General features: G+C 29.7%; 14 protein-coding genes. All 14 read right to left on the bottom strand.

Annotated features, from left to right (window positions below; all coding sequences use genetic code 11):
• Window positions 1-2 precede the first annotated feature (2 nt).
• The 14 genes from H0I27_RS01640 to H0I27_RS01575 all read right to left on the bottom strand — a co-directional run bounded on the left by H0I27_RS01640 (window position 3) and on the right by H0I27_RS01575 (window position 20,042).
• Entirely contained in the window at window positions 3-1,253 is a 1,251-nt protein-coding gene (locus tag H0I27_RS01640) for a restriction endonuclease subunit S (protein WP_218732211.1), read from the bottom strand.
• The gene (locus H0I27_RS01635; protein ID WP_218732210.1) at window positions 1,250-2,800 is read right to left on the bottom strand and encodes a type I restriction-modification system subunit M; all 1,551 of its coding nucleotides are present in this window, start codon (window positions 2,798-2,800) and stop codon (window positions 1,250-1,252) included. The genes H0I27_RS01640 and H0I27_RS01635 overlap by 4 nt, the downstream gene beginning before the upstream one ends.
• Before the next feature lie 154 nt (window positions 2,801-2,954).
• On the bottom strand, window positions 2,955-3,902 hold the full coding sequence (locus H0I27_RS01630; RefSeq protein ID WP_218732209.1) for a DUF6371 domain-containing protein: 948 nt from the start codon (window positions 3,900-3,902) through the stop codon (window positions 2,955-2,957).
• 111 nt (window positions 3,903-4,013) lie between these two features.
• Window positions 4,014-5,291 carry a DUF3987 domain-containing protein gene (locus tag H0I27_RS01625; RefSeq protein ID WP_218732208.1) on the bottom strand — a complete coding sequence of 426 codons (1,278 nt, stop codon included), beginning with the start codon at window positions 5,289-5,291 and terminating at the stop codon, window positions 4,014-4,016.
• Complete coding sequence (locus H0I27_RS01620) at window positions 5,291-5,794, bottom strand: hypothetical protein (RefSeq protein WP_218732207.1); 504 nt, start codon at window positions 5,792-5,794, stop codon at window positions 5,291-5,293. Before H0I27_RS01620 ends, H0I27_RS01625 begins: the two co-directional genes overlap by 1 nt.
• A 3-nt stretch (window positions 5,795-5,797) precedes the next feature.
• Entirely contained in the window at window positions 5,798-6,079 is a 282-nt protein-coding gene (locus H0I27_RS01615) for a helix-turn-helix domain-containing protein (protein WP_218732206.1), read from the bottom strand.
• Between the two features lie 139 nt (window positions 6,080-6,218).
• On the bottom strand, window positions 6,219-7,196 hold the full coding sequence (locus H0I27_RS01610) for a hypothetical protein (RefSeq protein ID WP_218732205.1): 978 nt from the start codon (window positions 7,194-7,196) through the stop codon (window positions 6,219-6,221).
• Between the two features lie 9 nt (window positions 7,197-7,205).
• Window positions 7,206-8,285: a site-specific integrase gene (locus tag H0I27_RS01605; RefSeq protein WP_218732204.1), complete on the bottom strand. Its 1,080-nt coding sequence runs from the start codon at window positions 8,283-8,285 to the stop codon at window positions 7,206-7,208.
• Window positions 8,286-8,502: 217 nt separating this feature from the next.
• Window positions 8,503-10,473 carry a protein-disulfide reductase DsbD gene (locus tag H0I27_RS01600; RefSeq protein WP_218732203.1) on the bottom strand — a complete coding sequence of 657 codons (1,971 nt, stop codon included), beginning with the start codon at window positions 10,471-10,473 and terminating at the stop codon, window positions 8,503-8,505.
• A gap of 129 nt (window positions 10,474-10,602) precedes the next feature.
• On the bottom strand, window positions 10,603-12,255 hold the full coding sequence (locus tag H0I27_RS01595; RefSeq protein ID WP_218732202.1) for a trypsin-like peptidase domain-containing protein: 1,653 nt from the start codon (window positions 12,253-12,255) through the stop codon (window positions 10,603-10,605).
• Window positions 12,256-12,360: 105 nt separating this feature from the next.
• Complete coding sequence (locus tag H0I27_RS01590) at window positions 12,361-13,737, bottom strand: TlpA disulfide reductase family protein (protein ID WP_218732201.1); 1,377 nt, start codon at window positions 13,735-13,737, stop codon at window positions 12,361-12,363.
• 216 nt (window positions 13,738-13,953) lie between these two features.
• On the bottom strand, window positions 13,954-15,087 hold the full coding sequence (locus H0I27_RS01585) for a TlpA disulfide reductase family protein (RefSeq protein ID WP_218732200.1): 1,134 nt from the start codon (window positions 15,085-15,087) through the stop codon (window positions 13,954-13,956).
• A gap of 12 nt (window positions 15,088-15,099) precedes the next feature.
• Complete coding sequence (locus tag H0I27_RS01580; protein ID WP_218732199.1) at window positions 15,100-16,557, bottom strand: RagB/SusD family nutrient uptake outer membrane protein; 1,458 nt, start codon at window positions 16,555-16,557, stop codon at window positions 15,100-15,102.
• Window positions 16,558-16,559: 2 nt separating this feature from the next.
• Window positions 16,560-20,042 (bottom strand): SusC/RagA family TonB-linked outer membrane protein, encoded by a 3,483-nt coding sequence (locus tag H0I27_RS01575; protein ID WP_218732198.1) that lies wholly within the window; start codon window positions 20,040-20,042, stop codon window positions 16,560-16,562.
• Window positions 20,043-20,111 lie beyond the last annotated feature (69 nt).

Raw genomic sequence — 20,111 nt, 5'->3', positions numbered from 1 at the left:
TATTATTCTGGTTTTGGAAACGTTAACAACATTTCACGGTAATACTCGTATTGTTTTTTACGTAAATCTATTTCTTTTGGTAAACCTTCACTTATGGAAGTGGTAAGCGTGTCAAATTTATCTAAGATAGTTACGATGCGTTCTTGTTCGGCTAGTGAAGGAATAGGTATTTTGAACTTACGAATATTAGTCATTGTTAAATTCTTCATTGAAGATGCTGATAAATAGCGATTAATTTGCTTTTTTTCAAAACCATAAGATTGAAAATAATATTTCATAAATGAAGGAAGGATAGAATTATTTGTAAGCCTAATTCTTGCAACATTAGGAGCTAAATAATATTTATCATTCTCTGTTATTAGGGCAACTTCGCCAATAGTACCGACATACGTAAAAAGCATATCATCTATATACAATTTACTTCTAGATAATTTATTAAATTCACTTCCATCAATAAATTTTACTTGTGATAGATTTAAGTAACCATTTTTTACATTTAACGCCCTAAGAGCAATAATATTCCCAGTATCTGCATATTTTACATGTTTAGTAAATTCATAACCTGCAAGTTTTGTAACTTCACCAATCTCTCCCAAAGTTTTCCATTCCACCTCACTCTCATCAAAAGTTAGTAATTGCTCACGGTAATAGCTGTACTGTTTTTTACGTGCAGTAAGTTCGGTAGTAAGTTCGGTAGTAAGTTCGGTAAAGGTATCTAAAATACGAACTATTTCTTTTTGGATTTTTAGTGATTTCTCTGGGTTATCTGGGCAAGGGATTGGGATTTCAAGTTTCTCAATATCTTTAGATTTTAAATATCCTTGACCAGAATTATTCTTAACAGAACTAAAATGACTTTTCATTATTGGAGAATCAAAGAAATGTAGAAAAAAATCACTATTTATTATTTTGTTATCCAATCTTATCAGATACATGTTTTGTCCATAAAAATTTAAATCACTTACTTTTACTTTCGCAACTTCCCCTATTGTACCTATCATACTAATAAGAATATCTCCTGCTAGTATAGGTCTATTTTTAGATATCTTCATAAAATCATTGTGAGAAATAAACTTAATTTTATCAAAATTTATATGACCATTTTTTATGTTCTTTGAAGTAATATAGGGTATTAACTCTTTTTCATTAAATTTCGGAGTTGAAGGCATTATCCAAAACTTATCTTGAATAATCTTCTCAAGATATATCCACTCAACTTCAACACCTTCCAATAATTTATCTAACTCGCTCATGCTTCAATTTCGTTTACAATGTTATCAATATCTGCACGAAGTTGGTCTATTTTTTTTACTGTGATAGCTACTTCTTTGTTTAACTCAGTTATATCTATTTTTTCACGTGTATCTTTAGCTTCCACATAAGAACTTACCGATAGGTTATAATCGTTTTCGGCTATTTTAGAATTATCAATAGTAGTGGCTACGTGTACTACTTCTTCTTTAGTATCGAACATTTTCATAATGTTTTCGATATGGGTATCTACTAAAACATTGTTGTTGGTTTCTTTTTTAAAGAAATCTTTACCCGTAGCATCTATAAACTGTGTTTTGGTATCGGTTTTACTTTTAGAAAGCACTAAGATGTTTACTGCTATAGAAGTGCCAAAAAACAGGTTAGGCGCTAGAGAAATTACGGTTTCTACAAAATTGTTATCTACTAAATACTTTCTAATTTTTTGCTCTGCACCACCACGGTAAAAAATACCAGGAAAACATACCAAAGCCGCTCTACCTTTACTAGACAAGTAGCTTAAGGCGTGTAATACAAAGGCAAAATCTGCTTTAGATTTTGGTGCTAACACACCAGCAGGTGCAAAACGGTCGTCGTTAATAAGCGTTGGGTCGTCACTACCTTTCCATTTTATAGAATATGGCGGATTGGATACAATGGCATCAAAAGGTTTATCGTCTCCCAATTGTGGGTTTTCTAGGGTGTTCCCTAACACGATATGAAACTTATCGTAGTTTATGTTATGTAAAAACATATTCATACGTGCTAAGTTGTAGGTGGTATGGTTTATTTCCTGCCCAAAAAAACCTTCTTCGATAATATGGTTGTCAAAGTGTTTTTTAGCTTGTAAAAGTAACGAACCCGACCCTGCAGCAGGATCATAAATTTTATTTACTTTTTCTTGCTTGTGCATGGCTAATTGTGCAATTAACTTAGATACAGTTTGCGGTGTGAAAAATTCACCACCAGATTTACCTGCATTGGCCGCATAATTAGAGATTAGAAACTCGTAAGCATCACCAAATAAGTCTATTTCACTATCTTCAAATTCACCTTCTAGTTTCAAACCTTCTACACCTTTAAGTACAGCAGCTAAACGGCTGTTTTTATTTTCTACGGTGTTTCCTAATCGGTTACTTGTGGTATCAAAATCTGCAAATAAGCCTTTTATATCTTGTTCTGATGGATAGCCATTTGCTGAACTTTCTATAGCTGAAAATATAGCGGCTAAATCTGTGTTTAGATTTTCGTTATCGTTAGCACCTTTAGCAATATTTATAAATAACTGACTAGGATAAATGAAGTATCCTTTTGTTTTAATAGCATCTTCTTTTATTTCAGGAGTTATAACCGAATCTGGTAGTTCTGCATAATTTATGCTATCATCACCCGCTTCAATGTAATTACTGAAATTCTCACTAATGAAACGGTAAAACAGGGTGCCTAATACAAAATGTTTAAAATCCCATCCATCTACAGAACCACGTACATCGTTGGCTATTTTCCATATTTGATTTTGTAATTCGGCTCTTTGATTGTTACTTGTCATTTATTTTTTTATGATATTTTGCTCCAATGTTTGGAACTTGATTTAAGTTTTATTAGCAATTTTATTCTAATTGTTAAAAATAGAATAATAATTTGATTTTATAATAAGGATTCACTCTTGTTTTATTATTTAAAAGGTGTTTTCTTAAAAAACATTACAACGATTTATCTCTAAAGAAATCCTCCAAATCACAATTATAAAAACCCTTAATTCTTAACTCCTCATCTGTTAAACCATTTCTCATATCCCAAATTTTTGCAGAAATATTTAATCCTTTTAATTCTTCTGCTCTTTTACTTGCAATACCTACTGCTTTTTCACTTAAATCGGGAACAATTAAAATATTTTCACCAGACAATACTTTCATTTTATCATTTGTCATACCATTTATTCCTCCGTATGACAACCAATTAAAATTAGGAAAATGTAAGGCACAAACAACTGCAGTTTTCTCTCCTTCCACTAAAATAATTGGTTTATTATTTTTAAACAAAAGGTGTTCTCCAAAAAGACAATCAAAATACCCATCTTTATTTTGATAAGGCACACTGAAATACTCTTTTCTTTTACCATTTTTTTGATGGTAGAAAATTTTAGACTTTTGAACTTTACCATCTTTATTAATGTTCCAAAAAACAGTACCTCCTTTTTTAGAAGTTCCTATGTAATACATTTTTTTAATAGCTTCTACTTTTGTATTACAATACATAGAACGCAAATGTGTTAATAAATTGTTTTCTGGAAACAACCTTATGCTTTTCTCAACTTCCTGAAAATCAACATATTTAATAGTTGTATGACAAATTGTATTACATTTTTTAGTACTTTTTATGTTTTGTAATACAGATTTGTCATACAATTGTAATACAGATTCAAACTTCTTATGTATGACATTCCAATAATACTCATTACCAAAATCATCCTTGTAAATTATTGGTGGTAAAGTCGCTTTTCCACAAGAATGACAGTATCCAAATATTTCTGGATAGTTTATAAAAGTTACAAACTTTAAATTTTTATTACTTTTATGACAACAAGGTGTAACCAAGTTTTTATTTCTTTTTTTATTTAATATTAAATGCTGTTCTATTTTATGATACATATTATTTTAGTTTGCAACCTGCAACTCACAACTCTTTAAAAATCTAACTTAAACACATTAACCACAATGACTTAAACCTAATATACCGAAAGTTGCTAGTTGCATGTTGCGTTAGACATTCTTCCATAATCTTGAAATAGTACTTTTATGAACCCCAGCAACTTCAGTAACTGCTTTTTGACTAGCCCCGTTCTTTTTCCCCATAGCAACAACATCCTCAATAGAAATTTTCTTTTGTACGTCTTTGATAGCATCTTCAATAATAACTTGAAAATTTAAAAAATAAAAGTCATTTAAAGCAATCGCCAACTCTACTGATTCTACTGTTAGTTCTGAATTAAAAGTACTCTCAGAAGCATTTAACATCATAAAAGACAACAAACAAAACTTATGAATAGAAATTTGCATTTTTGACAAATACTCTTTGATCATTGGTTTAGCAACATCTTTATCTTCAATAAGCTTTTGTACGTAATTAAACAACCTCAATTCAGCTTCTTTTGTAAATGAAATTTTAAATTGTTTTCTTAATTCTTCTGGGTTTTCACTTTGCTTTTTATAGTCCAATAAATTTTTAATAGACTGACTATATCGCTCTATACAATCATACGGAATTCCTTCCTTTCTAAGTTTTTTGTTTTCAGTCAACTTAGTAGTAAATAGAAGTCTATCTATAAAACCACTCTCTAAATTTCCGTTTGCAAATAACTCTTTAACAAATTGATACTGTAACCCACCAATAAGAGTAGGATAACTTTCAGGAATTCTAAAACTTACCGTTGTTTTTCGAGATACATCAATATAATCGTTTGTATACCCTTCTAAAAAGAAATTTCGCCATTCTACACCATCTCTACTATTTGAGTTAGCCATTTTTTGCACCAAACCATAAATTTCATCTAAGCATAAACCAATAGAATTAGGGTTCTCAAAATGGATTTTCTGTGCTGCTTCTATAGTAGCATTTTGAATTAATGTTTGCCTTCTTTTAATTACTTTATCTTCTTTACCAAGATCTTTATTCTCATATAAATACGATTCATAATCTTTATCATCTGTCTTTTTAATTGGAGCAGTAGCAGTTTTAATTGCTTCACTTTTTACATCACCTCGACTTCCTATTATTACAAAATAAAGGTTTGCATAGTTCTTATATCCTAAAGTGTCAATATAAAACGTTCTTCCTGTAGCGGCTGAAAATGCAAACAAAACAGAACTTAATAAATACTCTTTTGGTATTCTTTTATACTTAAATCCGTTTTCTATTAAAGAAGATAAACTTAGAGGTAATTTTGAAATTATTACCTCTAGATTATCTCTAAGAATATCTTTGTTTGTTTTTGTCAGCTTGTTTAAATTCTCTTGAATCTCTAACTCTGAATTAAACATTATTCAGGAATTTTTAAAACGAACTCTCTAGGCTCATTTAAAGATGTATCTAATCTCTGCAGAAAGTCACTAAATCTAACATAATCTAACTCTTCATCTAATGTAAAAACATCATCAAGATACCACCAAAATAAAGTAATAAGAGTTTGAAGTTTTGTTTTAGTAGATTTTAACTCATTATACAATATTGATTTTGATAAATCATCATGCTTCACATCATTAAACGTTGCTTTAAACTTGTAATATAAATCAGTAATTTCAACTTCATTTAAGAGCAGATCTTTATTATAAACCTGCAAAACTCCTTCAATCAAGTTAAAACTTGTTTCTTTTTCTGACTCAATTACAACACTCGTATCATCTTCCCCTAAAGAAGTTTTAACATAATTTTCTATGGCTTTTCTGGATAAGTCTGAGATTGACTCTCCTTTTATTTCACTTAAATAATCTAAATCGTCTTTTAAAGCTTCTGAAACTCTAACAGTTAATATCTGACTTTTCATACTTTAAAATTTTTTACGATTAAGACTATAAACTGCTGCTTTTTCCTCTAACTCTTCTTGAGTAGATTGACGATTACGTAACATAAACGCATCTAAGTCCTCTCTTTTAAAAAAGATAAGTTTGCCTTCTGGCCTGTAAAATGGGACTCTATTAGCAGCAGTATGTTTATACATAGTGCTTTCGGAAATTCCACAATAGTTACAACCTTCTTGGAAGGTAAAAATTTGTTTGTTTTGTTTAAGATTTTCTAAAATCTCACTTAAAATCGTTTTTATTGATTTCATTTTTTAAATTTATTTAATTAAAAAAATGAAATAGATCTATTTCTTATTTGAATTCAAGTACAAAGAAATAGAAGAAAGCAGTATGTTGTATTCACATTTTAAAATGTGAATACACATCTGAATTCATAATGAATAAACTTTAACATTTATTATCACTTATAGTAGGTTTTATTAAAATTTCTTCTAAAAAAAGTAATGCTTTATTAACTTTTCGTTCATGACTTTCTGAGGCATTTTTTTTAGATTGTGAAATATTATTGGCAGAAAACGGCTTTGATTTATTCAGTTTTAAATGTTTTTTTTCAATTTGCGTCATAACAAGTTTATTGAAAACATGCTTTTTAAACTCAGAAAGAAGTAAAGAAGCTAAAATTGTTGAACAAAAAAAGTGAATTTCACTACTATGATTTACTGATTTTTCTGTAAATACATCTTTAAAACAACTATAAGAAGTTTTAGTCTCATTAATAAAATCTTTAATTAAATATCCATAAAATTCTTTAGAAAGAAATTTCTCATAATATTCTTCCTTTATTTGATAATGATTAGTTTTTTCTAACCCTATAAATTTAGCACTCCGATCAAAAGCTACTAATTTATTAATTTCATTATGTTTTTTAGGCTCATACAACAGCTTTCTATACTTTTCATAAAGCACAGATCCATTACCTCCATCACAACCCTTTATAGCAAATTCACTAAAATCATTTAATTCAAACATTAATTCATAAGAACCTCTATTATTACAAAATAATCGTTGAATTTCTTCTTCTGCTTTAAACCTAGCTAACTCCTTTAAATAACCTTCAAAACTAACTTTTAAATTACCCTTATCTATTTTTAAAAACTCTGGAAGTAGTTTAATGGATATTATTTTTAACTCATGTCCTTTCCTAAACCTACTAGTTCGAAAGATTGTAGTAATCTTACTAAATGCATCATCAAAAATAATATTTTCACCTAATTTAGTATCTAGTTCATTTATCAATGAATTATTATTATCATTAAAAGTTAAATAATCATGATACTCTAAAACTCTCTTTTTAATATATTTTTCGTGATGAATTTCCTCCTCTTGATAAGCCTTTGTATAAATCTCTATATAATCTTTTTCCATAACTATTTTTTAAAAATCAATATCAGGTAAATTATCTACCGCATCATCTTTTAAGCTATCTATATAATTTAAATACTTAATTGTATTACGAGTATCAGAATGTCCTAAAGCATCCGCCACTGTTTTTAAATTAGCACCATAACTTAATAATTGGGTAGCCATCGTATGTCTAGCACAATAAAAAGTAATGTGTTTATCAATTTTAGCTCGTGCAACCCAATTTTTTAAACATTTATTAACGCCATTATCAGAAATAGTTTTGCCGTTTTTTAATGTGAAATCAAAGACGAAATCTTCTTTCTTTTTAGGCTCACCTAAAATACTAATAATACTTTCTTTAAGTTTTAATTCTATCTTTTTATTTGTTTTTTCTCTTCTGGTTTCTAATCTGTCTTTTTTAATATTTTTCCATTTTAGCTTTTTAATTTCTGCATAGCCCAAACCAGTATAACAAGCAAAAAAGAAAGCCTTCTTTAATTCCTCATTACCACATTTTGCTTTTGCTAATATTTGCAATTCCTCAGAAGTTAAAACTTGTTTTTTTAATTCATCAGAAGTACCACTTCTTTTAAAACGAATACCATCTGTTGGATTCTTTTTTATCAAACCTTTCAATTCTGCATCCTTTAATATTTTTTTAAAACGAGTAAAATAATTGTGTGGAGATTCTCCTTTTAAACCTGCTTCTTCGTTTAGGTAATCTTTGAAGCCATTCATAATAAAAGGACCTACTTCTGACAATTTTAATTTGTCATTCTCTACAAATTCTTTAAACTTCTTGTAAGTAGCATTTATCATTCGCAAATCTTTCTTTTTATAATCTTCAATAAAAGATTCTGCAAACTCGTGAAAATTAATGTTTTTTAAATGTTTTGGAATATAATTGGTGTCCTCAGTTATAATATCTAATTCCCTATTTGAACGAATTAAATTTGCGATATTTTTTTTTTCCGCCTTTACACTTTTGCTATCCGTAGGGTATATTTTCACATCAAGAAACTCATAAGTTCTTTCTCCATTGTAAATAATATCTAAATAATACTTGATAGCTCCTTTTGCTAATTTCCTTTCTCTTAGTTTTACACTCATCTCTAAAATTATCAGTAACGTTTTAGTAACGCAAATATGCTAAAAAAAGAAATGAAAAGAAAGATAATATCTATAAATAACTGATTTTAAAGTATTTATTTTCTTATTGTTTCCGATGTTTGCATTAAATGTTCCCACCTTGAGTACAAAAAACCTCAACTTTTATAAGTTGAGGTTTTTTTTATTTTCTATATAAATTACTTCTTTTAATTTTATTTTAAAAATTATTAATCCCTTCTTCTAACCATGTATGATAATCTTCTACATCTGGAACATAACCCACAGGGTCTACTAATTTCTCTTCGTTATGGTCAATAATTACATAAAAAGGTTGCGAGTTAGACTTGTACTTTATGGTTTGCATTTCGCTCCACTTTTGGCCGATGTACTTTAACTTTTTTCCTGGTTTCAGTTGAGAATCTACAATCTCATCATCTTCAAGTTTTCGTTTATCATCAACATATAAAGAAATTAAAACCACATCTTCTTTTAAGATGTTTAACACACTCGGATCTGGCCAAATGTTTTGTTCCATTTTTCTACAATTCACACAAGCCCAACCTGTAAAATCTAACATAACGGGTTTACCAACCTTTTTAGCATAAGCTAATCCGGTGTCGTAATCATTGAACGCCATAATATCATGTGGTGCTAACAAGTGTGCGCCTTCAGGCAATTCGCCGTGAGCCGATGCTTTGCCTCCTGATCCTAATTTAGAAAAACCAACACCATAAGGCGATTCGCTATAATCTTGTGGTGGAGGGAAGGCACTAATAATATTTAATGGCGCACCCCAAAGTCCTGGAATCATGTAAATGGTAAAAGTTAAAACAATAAGTCCTAAGCTTAATCGCCCTACTGAAATATGCGACAAAGGCGAATCGTGAGGTAATTTAATTTTACCAAATAAATAGAAAGCTAAAGTTCCAAAAATGGCAATCCAAATCGCGATAAACACTTCTCTTTCTAAAATGTGAAGTTGTAATACTAAATCGGCTTGACTTAAAAATTTAAATGCTAAAGCCAATTCTAAAAATCCTAAAACTACTTTTACAGTGTTTAACCATCCTCCAGATTTTGGTAAGGAATTTAACCATCCAGGGAAGGCTGCAAACAACGCAAATGGTAAAGCAATAGCTAATGAAAACCCGAACATTCCAATTATTGGCGCTAAGCCTCCTTTAGATGCCGCTTCTACTAATAAAGTTCCAACTATAGGACCTGTACATGAGAAAGAGACAATAGCCAAAGCTAATGCCATAAAGAATATCCCAACTAATCCACCGCGATCTGCTTGTGAATCTACTTTATTAGCCCATGAATTTGGTAGCATAATTTCAAAAGCTCCTAAAAAAGACATTGCAAAAACAACTAAAAGAATAAAGAAAATGATATTAAACCATACATTGGTCGCCAGTGCGTTAAGTGCATCGGCTCCAAATATTCCTGTTACGGCAACACCTAACAGTAAATAAATAACGATAATGCAAATACCATAAATAATAGCATTTTTAATTCCTGAAGCTTTGTTTTTACTTTGTTTAGTGAAGAAACTAACCGTCATGGGAATCATTGGAAAAACACAAGGTGTTAATAAGGCTGCAAATCCAGATAAAAACGCAATAAAAAAGATAGACCAAAGTCCTTTGTTAGATGATGAATCATCTGTGGTATTAGTAATTTTATCGACAGTTGTTGTTAGAGTTATATCGCTTTTAGTTTTGGTCTCTATGCCTGATTCTTCACTCAACTGAAATTCTAAATCAACTTCTGTTGGAGGTAAACAACGGGTATCGTCGCACACCATAAATTCCACAAATCCAGAGATTGTTGCTGTTTCTTTTGAAACGGTTACATTTTGAATAAATTTCGCTTGTCTTTCAAAAAACTTAATCTCCATTTCAAACACAGGATCCTGAATGGTATGACCTTCTTCCTCAACTGTATTGTCGTTTAAAGTGAAAGTCTCTTCTGAATTATCGTAGGTAAAGGTTGTCGCAATTGGACCGCCTTCTGGTACTGTTTGTGAATATAAATGCCAACCGACATCTATATTTGAAGTAGCAATTAGATTGTATTCAGTATCTGATATTTTCTCTACTGACGTTGTCCATTTTATGGGATCTAGAACTTGTGCATTAAAACACCAAGTTAAAAGACATGTAAAAAAAAGTAATCTATGTTTCATTTTTATTATTTGTTTAAAAAAGGCTATAATTAAATAGCCTTTTTTCCTATTACACTCTTAAACTAATTCAAATAATTTATAAAAATAAAGTGTTATGAAAGGAAATTAAAATATTAGAATGTATTTTTATTATTTTATATCTTTTACTGTTTTTAAAACAACATTTAAAGGAATTGCAAAAGAACTCGTTCTATTTTCTTTAGCTATATTTATCCCGATAACATCTCCATTTACATCTACTACAGGTGTTCCTGTTTCATAAATCTCTATAGGCATATCGTGAGTAAATACTTGAGTAAAATCATACTTTCGATCGCTTGTATCAAGATCATAACCAATATGTCTATTTCGTATTCTTTTTTCGTTCTCCTTTAACAAAGTAACTTCGACTTCCTTTTCTTCTCCTTCTCTTAAAAAAGTTACCTTTACTTTTTGATTTACTTGAGTTGTTGCTAAAAATGAAATACGATCGCTACTACTTTCTATCTTTGTGCCATCCAATTTAATAATGATATCCCCTCTTTTTAACCCTGCTAACTTTGCTGCTCCATTATCATAAAGCACTAAAATTTTATTTGAAAATGTTACTGACGCTCCCAAAAACCCTTGAGAAGCAATCGCTGGTAACACCTGTCTTACTGAGGCACTAATAACTCCTGAATACTTGATATCTTTCTTAAAACTTGCTGACCCTATTAATTTCCCCACACTAGTATCTACTTTTTTAGGAATATTAATAGCTATTAAATTTTTTGAAGATATTTTAATCACTGCCAGATCATTAGAAGTATCTATACCAACCACGGTTGCTGCACTAATTACACCATTATACTGCTCACAGCTTAAATTTTCTTTACTTAACTCAGATGCTTTCGCTACGATATAACCTTCGGAATTTATAATAGTTCCGTACGTTTCTATCTCGGTGTTATCTACAAGACTTTTTATCTTTACAACTGATTTATGTAGGTTTTTTGCTGATTTGGAAATACTATTAATTACAGCTGTTTTACCTCCATTTAAAGAAAATGGGCTACTTATCTTAGACGCAGAGATCGTTTCATTATCTTTAGGGAATTGAGGGTCTTTAGGCGCTCTTTCATTAAACGTTTCTCCGTTAATTAACTTTGTCCAATTTTCTTTTACAGGATCAATAGGGGCATAAAAATTTTTTTCTATTGAGCGATCAATATGACTACAAACACCTATTACTTTACCATTTAAATCTACCAAAGGCCCACCTGAATCGCCAGGCATCATAATACAACTTGTTTTTAGGTATCCCAATGCTTTCGTTCCTTTATAAAAACCTATTCGCATTAAAGCTGGTCTATCGGATCTATATCCCTTAGAATGTCCAAACATTAAACATGCTTCATCATTTCCTAAATCTGAAGATGACCCTAACCCTAAATATTCCCACGTTCCTTTCTCTACTATTTTCATAAGTGCATAATCTCCCTTTACATCTTTACCTAAATGGATCGCATTATATGTAGAGCCATCACTCATAGTAATACTACTCTGTTCTTTTCTTACACCTAAAACAACGTGTGCTGCTGTTAAGATATATCCATCCTCAGAAACTAAAACACCTGTTGCATTATTATTTATAGAAACTGTGCTTTTTAATACTTTTTTATATGTTTTCTGAATTTGACTCTCTAATTCATCTAGTTTTTCATTCTTTTTCTGTGCATTTAGATTTATTTGACTTAAAAAAAGAAAAATGAAAAGAATACTAGTTTTTATAATGACAAAAATATTTGTTCTATGCTTCATTTTATTGATTACCCTATTATATTAATACTATCCATAATGGCTTTTTATTACAAAACAAACACTATTCTTAAAAAGCTAAACTCTAATATAGTGTCGTAAATTATTTTAAATATCTAATTCATTAAGTAAATTCATTAATTCAGGATCTGATGGTTTTGGCGCATTTTGTGAAACAATTACACCATTTGGATCTATCAAAATAAAACGCGGAATAGATTTAATAATATAATCTGATATGAATTCTGATTTAAAGTTATTATCTGCAATCACTTGAATACCACCAAGGTCTTTATCTACCACCATTTTTTTCCACTTATCATGGTCTTTAGATTTATCTACAGAAATACTCAAAAAGCTTATATTTTTACCATGATATGCTTTTTCTATTCGTTTTAAGTCTGGTATTTCTTTTATACAAGGTATACACCAGGTTGCCCAAACATCTATGTAAACGTATTTTCCTTTAAGATCACCTAAAGACAAAGTGCCTCCTGAATGCTTTTCGTAATTTGTGAATTTAGGAGATGGTTGTCCTTTATCTAATTTTTTAAATTCATTATAAATTTTGGTAATTTTGGCATTGTTTTCTTCATTTGTTGATGCATTTATAAAAAGTTCATAGAATTTTTCAAAATCTTTGGTTTGATATAAATCGTATTCTGCCTTTTTAAAAATAAGTTCGTTTTTAATAACTTGGTTTGGAATAGATGAATATACCGTTACACCTAATAATCCATATTCTACTGTATCCTTTCTACGCAAAGCATTTACTTGCTTAGTGTAATGACGGTTTACCATCTCTTTATAGTCACTAGAAAATTGAAAATCAACTCCATTATCCAAATCCATATCTTCTGATTCGGCTAAAAAAAATTCAGAAGGTTTGTAGCTTTTTTTATTAGCCCATTGTCTGTGATAACCACCAGCATAACGTTGTAATTCATTTAAATATTCGTAATTAAGGTTGCGCTTTTCTAGAGTTTTAAATTCTGAAGAAATGCCTTGGGCGGTATCTAATTTAGTATTTAAGGTTTGGTGTATTTCTTTAAATTTATTTTTAAAATCAGGCTCTTCCAACGTATAAACATGCAGACCTTTTCCTTTTCGCTCTGAAATCGTTTTTTTCTTATAAAGCAAATAATTAGTGGTCTCTATATCTTCACCAGAAATCTTAAGAGAATTATTAAAATCTTTAGCATCGGCTATAAGATTTAGACGACTTCCGTTGTTTAAATACAATGTTCCATTATTTTTACCAACGCTAAGAGAGTAGAGTCCTGGATTAGCGTTAATGGTATCTGAGAAAACCCCATTTACTACAGGAATTTTCTTTTTAAAAGATTGATCTAGTTTTATTAATGTTATTTCTTGAGCATCAAGATTTTCAATTTCACCTGTTAGTATTGCATAATCCACAGGGACTTTTTTTGAACATGCAACTAAACCTAAAAGCAAGCTTAAACTTAATATTGTATTCTTCATTTTTTATTATTCTGTTTTTTTTTTAATGTATTAGACACTTTGAAATACGTAGATGAGTTCATCTATTTCTTTTATTTCACTAAACAAAAACTTATTAAAATAAGTTTTTGTAAAAAGTATATTCTTTATTTTTTTTAATATCATTAACAGTGTACCAAAAATTATTATGATACAATGATTAAAGGATATTATAATTACATTTTTCGATAGTATAAATTACTCTACCAGAAGTATTTCTTTGATTTTTGCTTCAAGCTCTTCACCTTTAAGATCTCTCGCTACAATCACTCCATTTTTATCAATTAAAATAGTTGCTGGTATTGTATTTACTGCAAATACTTTTGCTGAAGGACAACTCCATTCTTTTAATGATGAAGCCTGATCCCAAACAACATATTCATTTTTCTTTAAAAAATTACGCCATTTATTTTCGTCTCTGTCATAAGAAATCCCTAGAACTTCGAGCCCTTTTGGATGAAATTTTTTATACACCTCACCAATATGTGGCATTGCCTTTATACAAGGACCACACCAAGTAGCCCAACAATCTATCAATAGTACTTTTCCTCTATATTGGTACAAACTAACCTCTCCTCCATCTAAAGATGGTATTGAAAAATCATGAGGAGTACCTCCTACATATGATCTTTTAATTTCTTCAACTTCTGATTTAAATACAGTAGCTTCACTTGAATTCTTGATACGTTCTGACAAATTGTTAAATGCTTTTTCAACAAAAGGTAATGAATCAAACCTTAGCATATAATTTTTTATATAAAAATAAGTACCATAACTGTCTGGATAATTACTTAAAATATTTAAAGTTTCATCAATAAAATCTGTATCTAATTTTGCACGAGTTTTTACTAAATTTTCATTACTAAGCTCTCCTGCTGCATTTGCTTTAACTACTCTATTAGTTGCTCCTCCCCATACAGTTCTTCGTTTTTTATAGTTTGATTTTAGCTTGGCATAAATAGCATCTTCTTTTCCTCGATCTAGATCAAAAAGATATTTTGTGTATTTTTCTGTAATAACTTTTTCTTGAATATTTACATTAATAACAGTATCTTCAATAATAAAGTCTTCTCTAAATCGGGTACCTACAATAGATAATCGTGCTTCTTTAATTTCACCAAAAGAATCTCCTGTAAAAGTAAATTTACCATTCGCATCTACATTAACTGAATCTATTATTCTGAGGATTCTTAAATTAGAAAGCTCTGACAATACTATTTTTTTTCCTATACCTTCTTTAAAAACCCCGTTAATAGTATAAGTTGGTTTTTGATTGCAAGAAAATAATAATAATAATAATAATGGTAATAAAAATATAAGTATATTTTTCATAAGTTAGTTTGGTTATCTATCGTATACGGGTAAATCTGGATTAAACTGAATAACATCGTTGGAAATTGGTAAAATATACCTTGGATCGTTTGGAGGTAATGTGTACTCTACACCTCCAAAAGTATGAGTTACTGTTTTAGCGAAAGCACCTTCTTTATTAAGTCTCTTCAAATCTTGAAATCTAAAATCAGAAACAAAACAAAGTTCTCTTCTTCTTTCTTCAAAAACTTTTATTAAGGCTTCTTCATTTGTAGACGCTGTTAATGGTACATTATTTTTAATTCTAAAATCTCTAAGGTAATTTATATACTCCATTGCCTTATCTTTATTACCAACTCTGGCTTCAGTTTCTGCTAAAACAAGATACAAATCGGGCAACAAAATTCCTGCATTTCTATTTACAAAAGCTCCAAAAATTGTTCTTCCAGGGAAATGAATTCTATACTGAGTATTAAAATCTGCATAATCATCTTCAAAATACAACTCTCTACGCATATCTTGTGAAGTACTTGGCAAATCTTTATCAAAAATAGCTACTAATTCTTCTGATGCTAAAACAGAACCATGAAAATTATCAAATGAGTTTTTGAGATACATATTCTCTGAAACATCTACCATATCTTCCATTGCTCGAAATGTTACAAGACTAAAAATCCTTGCTCCCCATCCTCCAGGAATAGCTACATAATTTTTTAAATCTTGTAATTCAAAAGTTCCTTTATTTTCTATAGCTAAGTTTGCATAATTAAGTGCATTATCAAATTCCCCTCTAAATAAGTATAGTTTAGCTAACAGAAAATAACCACAAGCTTTGGTTGGATGAAAATTACTAGAGGCTGTTACATTAAGATAAGGAATAGCTTCTAATAAATCATTAATTATTTGATTATGAACCTCTTCTACAGAGTTTCTACCATACTCAGCATAAATATTATCTTCTAAAATTAAAGGTACACCATAATCTGTACTAGCTGTAGTAGGATCATACGCTTTTGCATAAAGATTTACTAATTTAAAAAAATTATATGCTCTACCAAATAAAGCTTCTGCCCTAAGAGCTAATTTTTCTTCTTCAGATCCATCTGTAGCCTCCAATATATTATTTGCTATAAAATCATACGTATAAATTTGAGAATAAGCTGATGTAAAATAAATATCATTTTGATCTATTTCATAAGTAGGCCCAGGATTAAAAAAATAATAATTTACTGCATGCACTGGACTACCATCAAAACCAACCTCATCTGTAATATCTTCATCTGAAGATTTTTCTAAATCATCTGTAAATAAATTAACATAACCAATCTCAAATTGATTTATAAGAGACTGATTATTCAATAAAAACGCATAATCTTCATATGTTGTAGGTATATATTCTCCTTGTGGTTCTACATCTAGAAAACTATCACAAGAATTAAAATTCAAAATAATTAGGAACCCTAATACTATTTTATTAATATATTTCATCATTTTTAAAAGTTTAAATTAATTCCTAAAGTATATGTTGGCATTTTTGGATTTCCTCTACTACGATCAGTTGTCCATACTTCAGGATCTAGATTATTTCTATTATTTGCCCATAAAAATGGATTTCTTACATCAAAAGACAACCTTAAATTAGATAGATTCATTTTATCTAAAACTGATTGCGAGACACGATAGGCTAAAGTTATATTTCTTACCTTCATGTAATCTGCTTTTTGAACATGTATATCTGCATACGTCCATATATTTCTCTGAGAACTTCTAACATAATCTGGATTATCAACAGCATTATCCCAATGAATTGCTGGAGACGTATATATATCCTCCTCATCACCAGGCTCTTTCCAATAATTCAAATGTATCCTATCTAAATTTGTCTTTAATTGATATGAATTTTTATATGTAGGATAATACCCTGCTGCTACATCTCTCTGAACATGTCCACCATAATAAATAAGCATAAATGAAAGATCAAATTGTTTATATGATATATTATTAAAATAAGAAGCATGATAAGGAGGATCATTAGTTCCTTGATCTATCAAATCTTCAAAAACTAAATCACTATAAGAATCTACAATAGTACCATCTGCCTTGTAAGCTCTTGGAGCTCCTTTTTCATTTAAACCAGCATAACGAAGCGTATAAACGGTGTTTAATGCTTGTCCTTCTCTTAATTGATTTCCATAAAGAAAATCATATGCATAAAATGTATTATATGCTTGAGTATACTCTGTAACTATATTCCTATTATAACTAAACACAACTTTACCATCCCATCTAAAATCTTGAGTATTTATAAATTGTGAATGAATTTGAAATTCAATACCTCTATTGTTTAATGAAGCATAATTTTTAGGAAGCTGAGTCCAACCTAAAATAGGATCTGAATCTATTCTCGCAACAGCATCTATAGTAGTTCTATCATAAAATTCAACACTACCTGTTATTTTCTTAGAAAACAATTCATAATCTATACCAATATTGGTTATATAAGTTTGTTCCCATCTTAGCTCTTCATTTGGTGGAGCAACAATAGATGCTTGTGTTTCTCCAGCAGGATTAGGAGTAGTAATAAGGTTTGCTATAGCTTCTGGTCCAGTACCATCATAAATATTACCACTTATTCCGTAGGTAGCTCTAATTTTTAATTTGTTAAGCCATGGTATAGCCAAAGACTCTGTATCTACAATGTAGTTTGACCCAAAAGACCAAAGCGGTTTATATCTATGATCAGAACTTGTACCAAATAAATTAGACTCATCTATTCTTGCACTTACATTAAACCCTAATTTATCATCAAACATATACGAAACATTTCCATAAGCAGACACATATCTACTATCATCAGTTTGGTAACCAGTTTGTCCTCCCACAGTAAAAGTTCCTAAACCAGATTGTGTTGATTGAATTGTTTCACTTAAAGTATCCCAGTCCAAAGGAATATAAGATAAAGTAGTATCATCATAACCATAACGTACATCTCCATATGAATCACCAATTACTTGTCTTCTTTCTCCACCTACAAGTACTTTTACATCATGTTTTTTATTAAATAACTTATTATAGTTAAGTTGTGCTCTTAAAGTATATGAATTATTATCATAATAAGTTTCAAAAACCCTACCTCCATGAGGAATATTATTAATAATTTCATCATCTATTATTTGAGTAGCATTGTTTATTAAATCGCGAACAGCATAACTATTTTCTGAAGAATAAAGTTTACTATATCTTCTACTAATTTCTTTTTGACCTGTTAATTGTAACTCTAGTGATTTTGAAAGCTTAATTTGTGTTCCAACATTTATGGTAATAGAAGGACTTTTATATGTTGACGTTTGTTCTTTCAATTCATTCAAAGGATAATAGGATTGATCTATTAAACCTAAAGAAATAAGTCTATCAATTTCACTCTCACTTTTAATATATTTCCATTCCGCTGGATTTCCATCTTCATCTCTAAGTACTTCATAAGGAAGTCTTGAAGAACCTAATAAAGGAAGTCCTGTAATACCTATATAATTATCTGAAAAACTATAACTACCTATAAGAGATATATCAAATTTAAACCAATCATTTAATTTAAAATAGTTTTTCACATTAACTCCCAATCGTTCAGAATTCCTATCTTTTTCAAAAGTACCTATTTCTGAATAATTAAGAGATAATGCATATTGATGCTTTTCAGACCCTCCCCTTAATGAAAGGTTGTGTTGTTGTGTAAATCTAGGAGCTAATAATTCATCTACAACTTGATCATATCCATCTAAATTTCTAAGCGTATTTAATTCTGAATTTAAATAATCCTCTGAAATCAAACCATCTGCATAATCATACAATAGGGTATTAACTTCATCTACAGTTAATTGTTTAAATTGTCGAGTACCATTTGCTGTTGCATTAAAAACATCAATTTGATAATCAACAAATTCGGCAGATGACATTAAGTTTTGATACGATCGATCTTGAAGTTCTTCTACTTGAAATGATGATGAATAACTTATCCTTGGTTTACCTAGGATCCCTTTTTTGGTAGTTATGACAATAACTCCATTGGCAGCTCTAACACCGTAAATTGAAGCTGCCGTAGCGTCTTTTAATACTGTAACATTTTCAATATCACTAGGATTAATAGATTCTAAACTACCTTCATAAATCACATTATCTAACACAATTAAAGGTTCATCTTCTCCAAAAAGTGTAGAAATCCCTCTAATTACTGGTTTTCCTCTGTATAAGCTCAACCCACTTATTGTACCTTCTAATCTTTCTAAAATATTTGTTTGAAATTTAGTTTCAATTACTTCAGCTCCTACAGATTCATAAGCACCAACAGATTTTGCCTTTGAAACCGTCTGATATCCCGTATTAACTTTTGTCTTTTCTGATACAACTACTATTTCATCTAACTCATCATCAGACTCTTTTAAAACAACATTTATCACTTTTTTGTCGCCTATCTTTATACTTTGTGTTACAAACCCCACACTAGAAAAAATTAATACATCACTTTTCTTAAGACCAGGAATACTGTAATTACCATCGAAATCTGTTAGAAGTCCCTTTCTAGTTCCTTTAATTCGAATAGTTACATTAGATAAAGGAACCTTATTTTCATCAGTAACATTACCAGTAATTGTCTCTTGTATTATTCTTGGAACCTCTTTTTCTATTACAATTGTATTATTTTTAAGTAGATTAAAATCAAACTCTTCATTAGAAATAGCTTTAGATAATAAATCGTTTACTTTAATAGTACCTTTATTTAAAGTAATTAAAGGAAAACCTTTAAAAAGATCTGAACGGTAAATAAATTTATAATCTGTTTGTGACTGAATAATATCAAAGATTTCATAAGCAGTAACTGTTTTATTCTCCGTAATTGTAACTTTCACATTCTGTGAAATAATATCAATAGGTGTAAAACTAAAAATAGTGGAGCAAAACAACAACAGTATTGTTCTCATAATTAAGTTTTTTGTTGTTTTCCTAAAAAAGAAAATTTCTTTAGTAAAATTAAAATTCATAAATTTGTT

Origin of the sequence: Polaribacter sp. HaHaR_3_91 (genome assembly GCF_019278525.1) — a bacterium.
In the GTDB taxonomy this organism is placed as follows: Bacteria; Bacteroidota; Bacteroidia; order Flavobacteriales; family Flavobacteriaceae; genus Polaribacter.
This window is presented reverse-complemented; position numbering and strand designations above follow the sequence as displayed.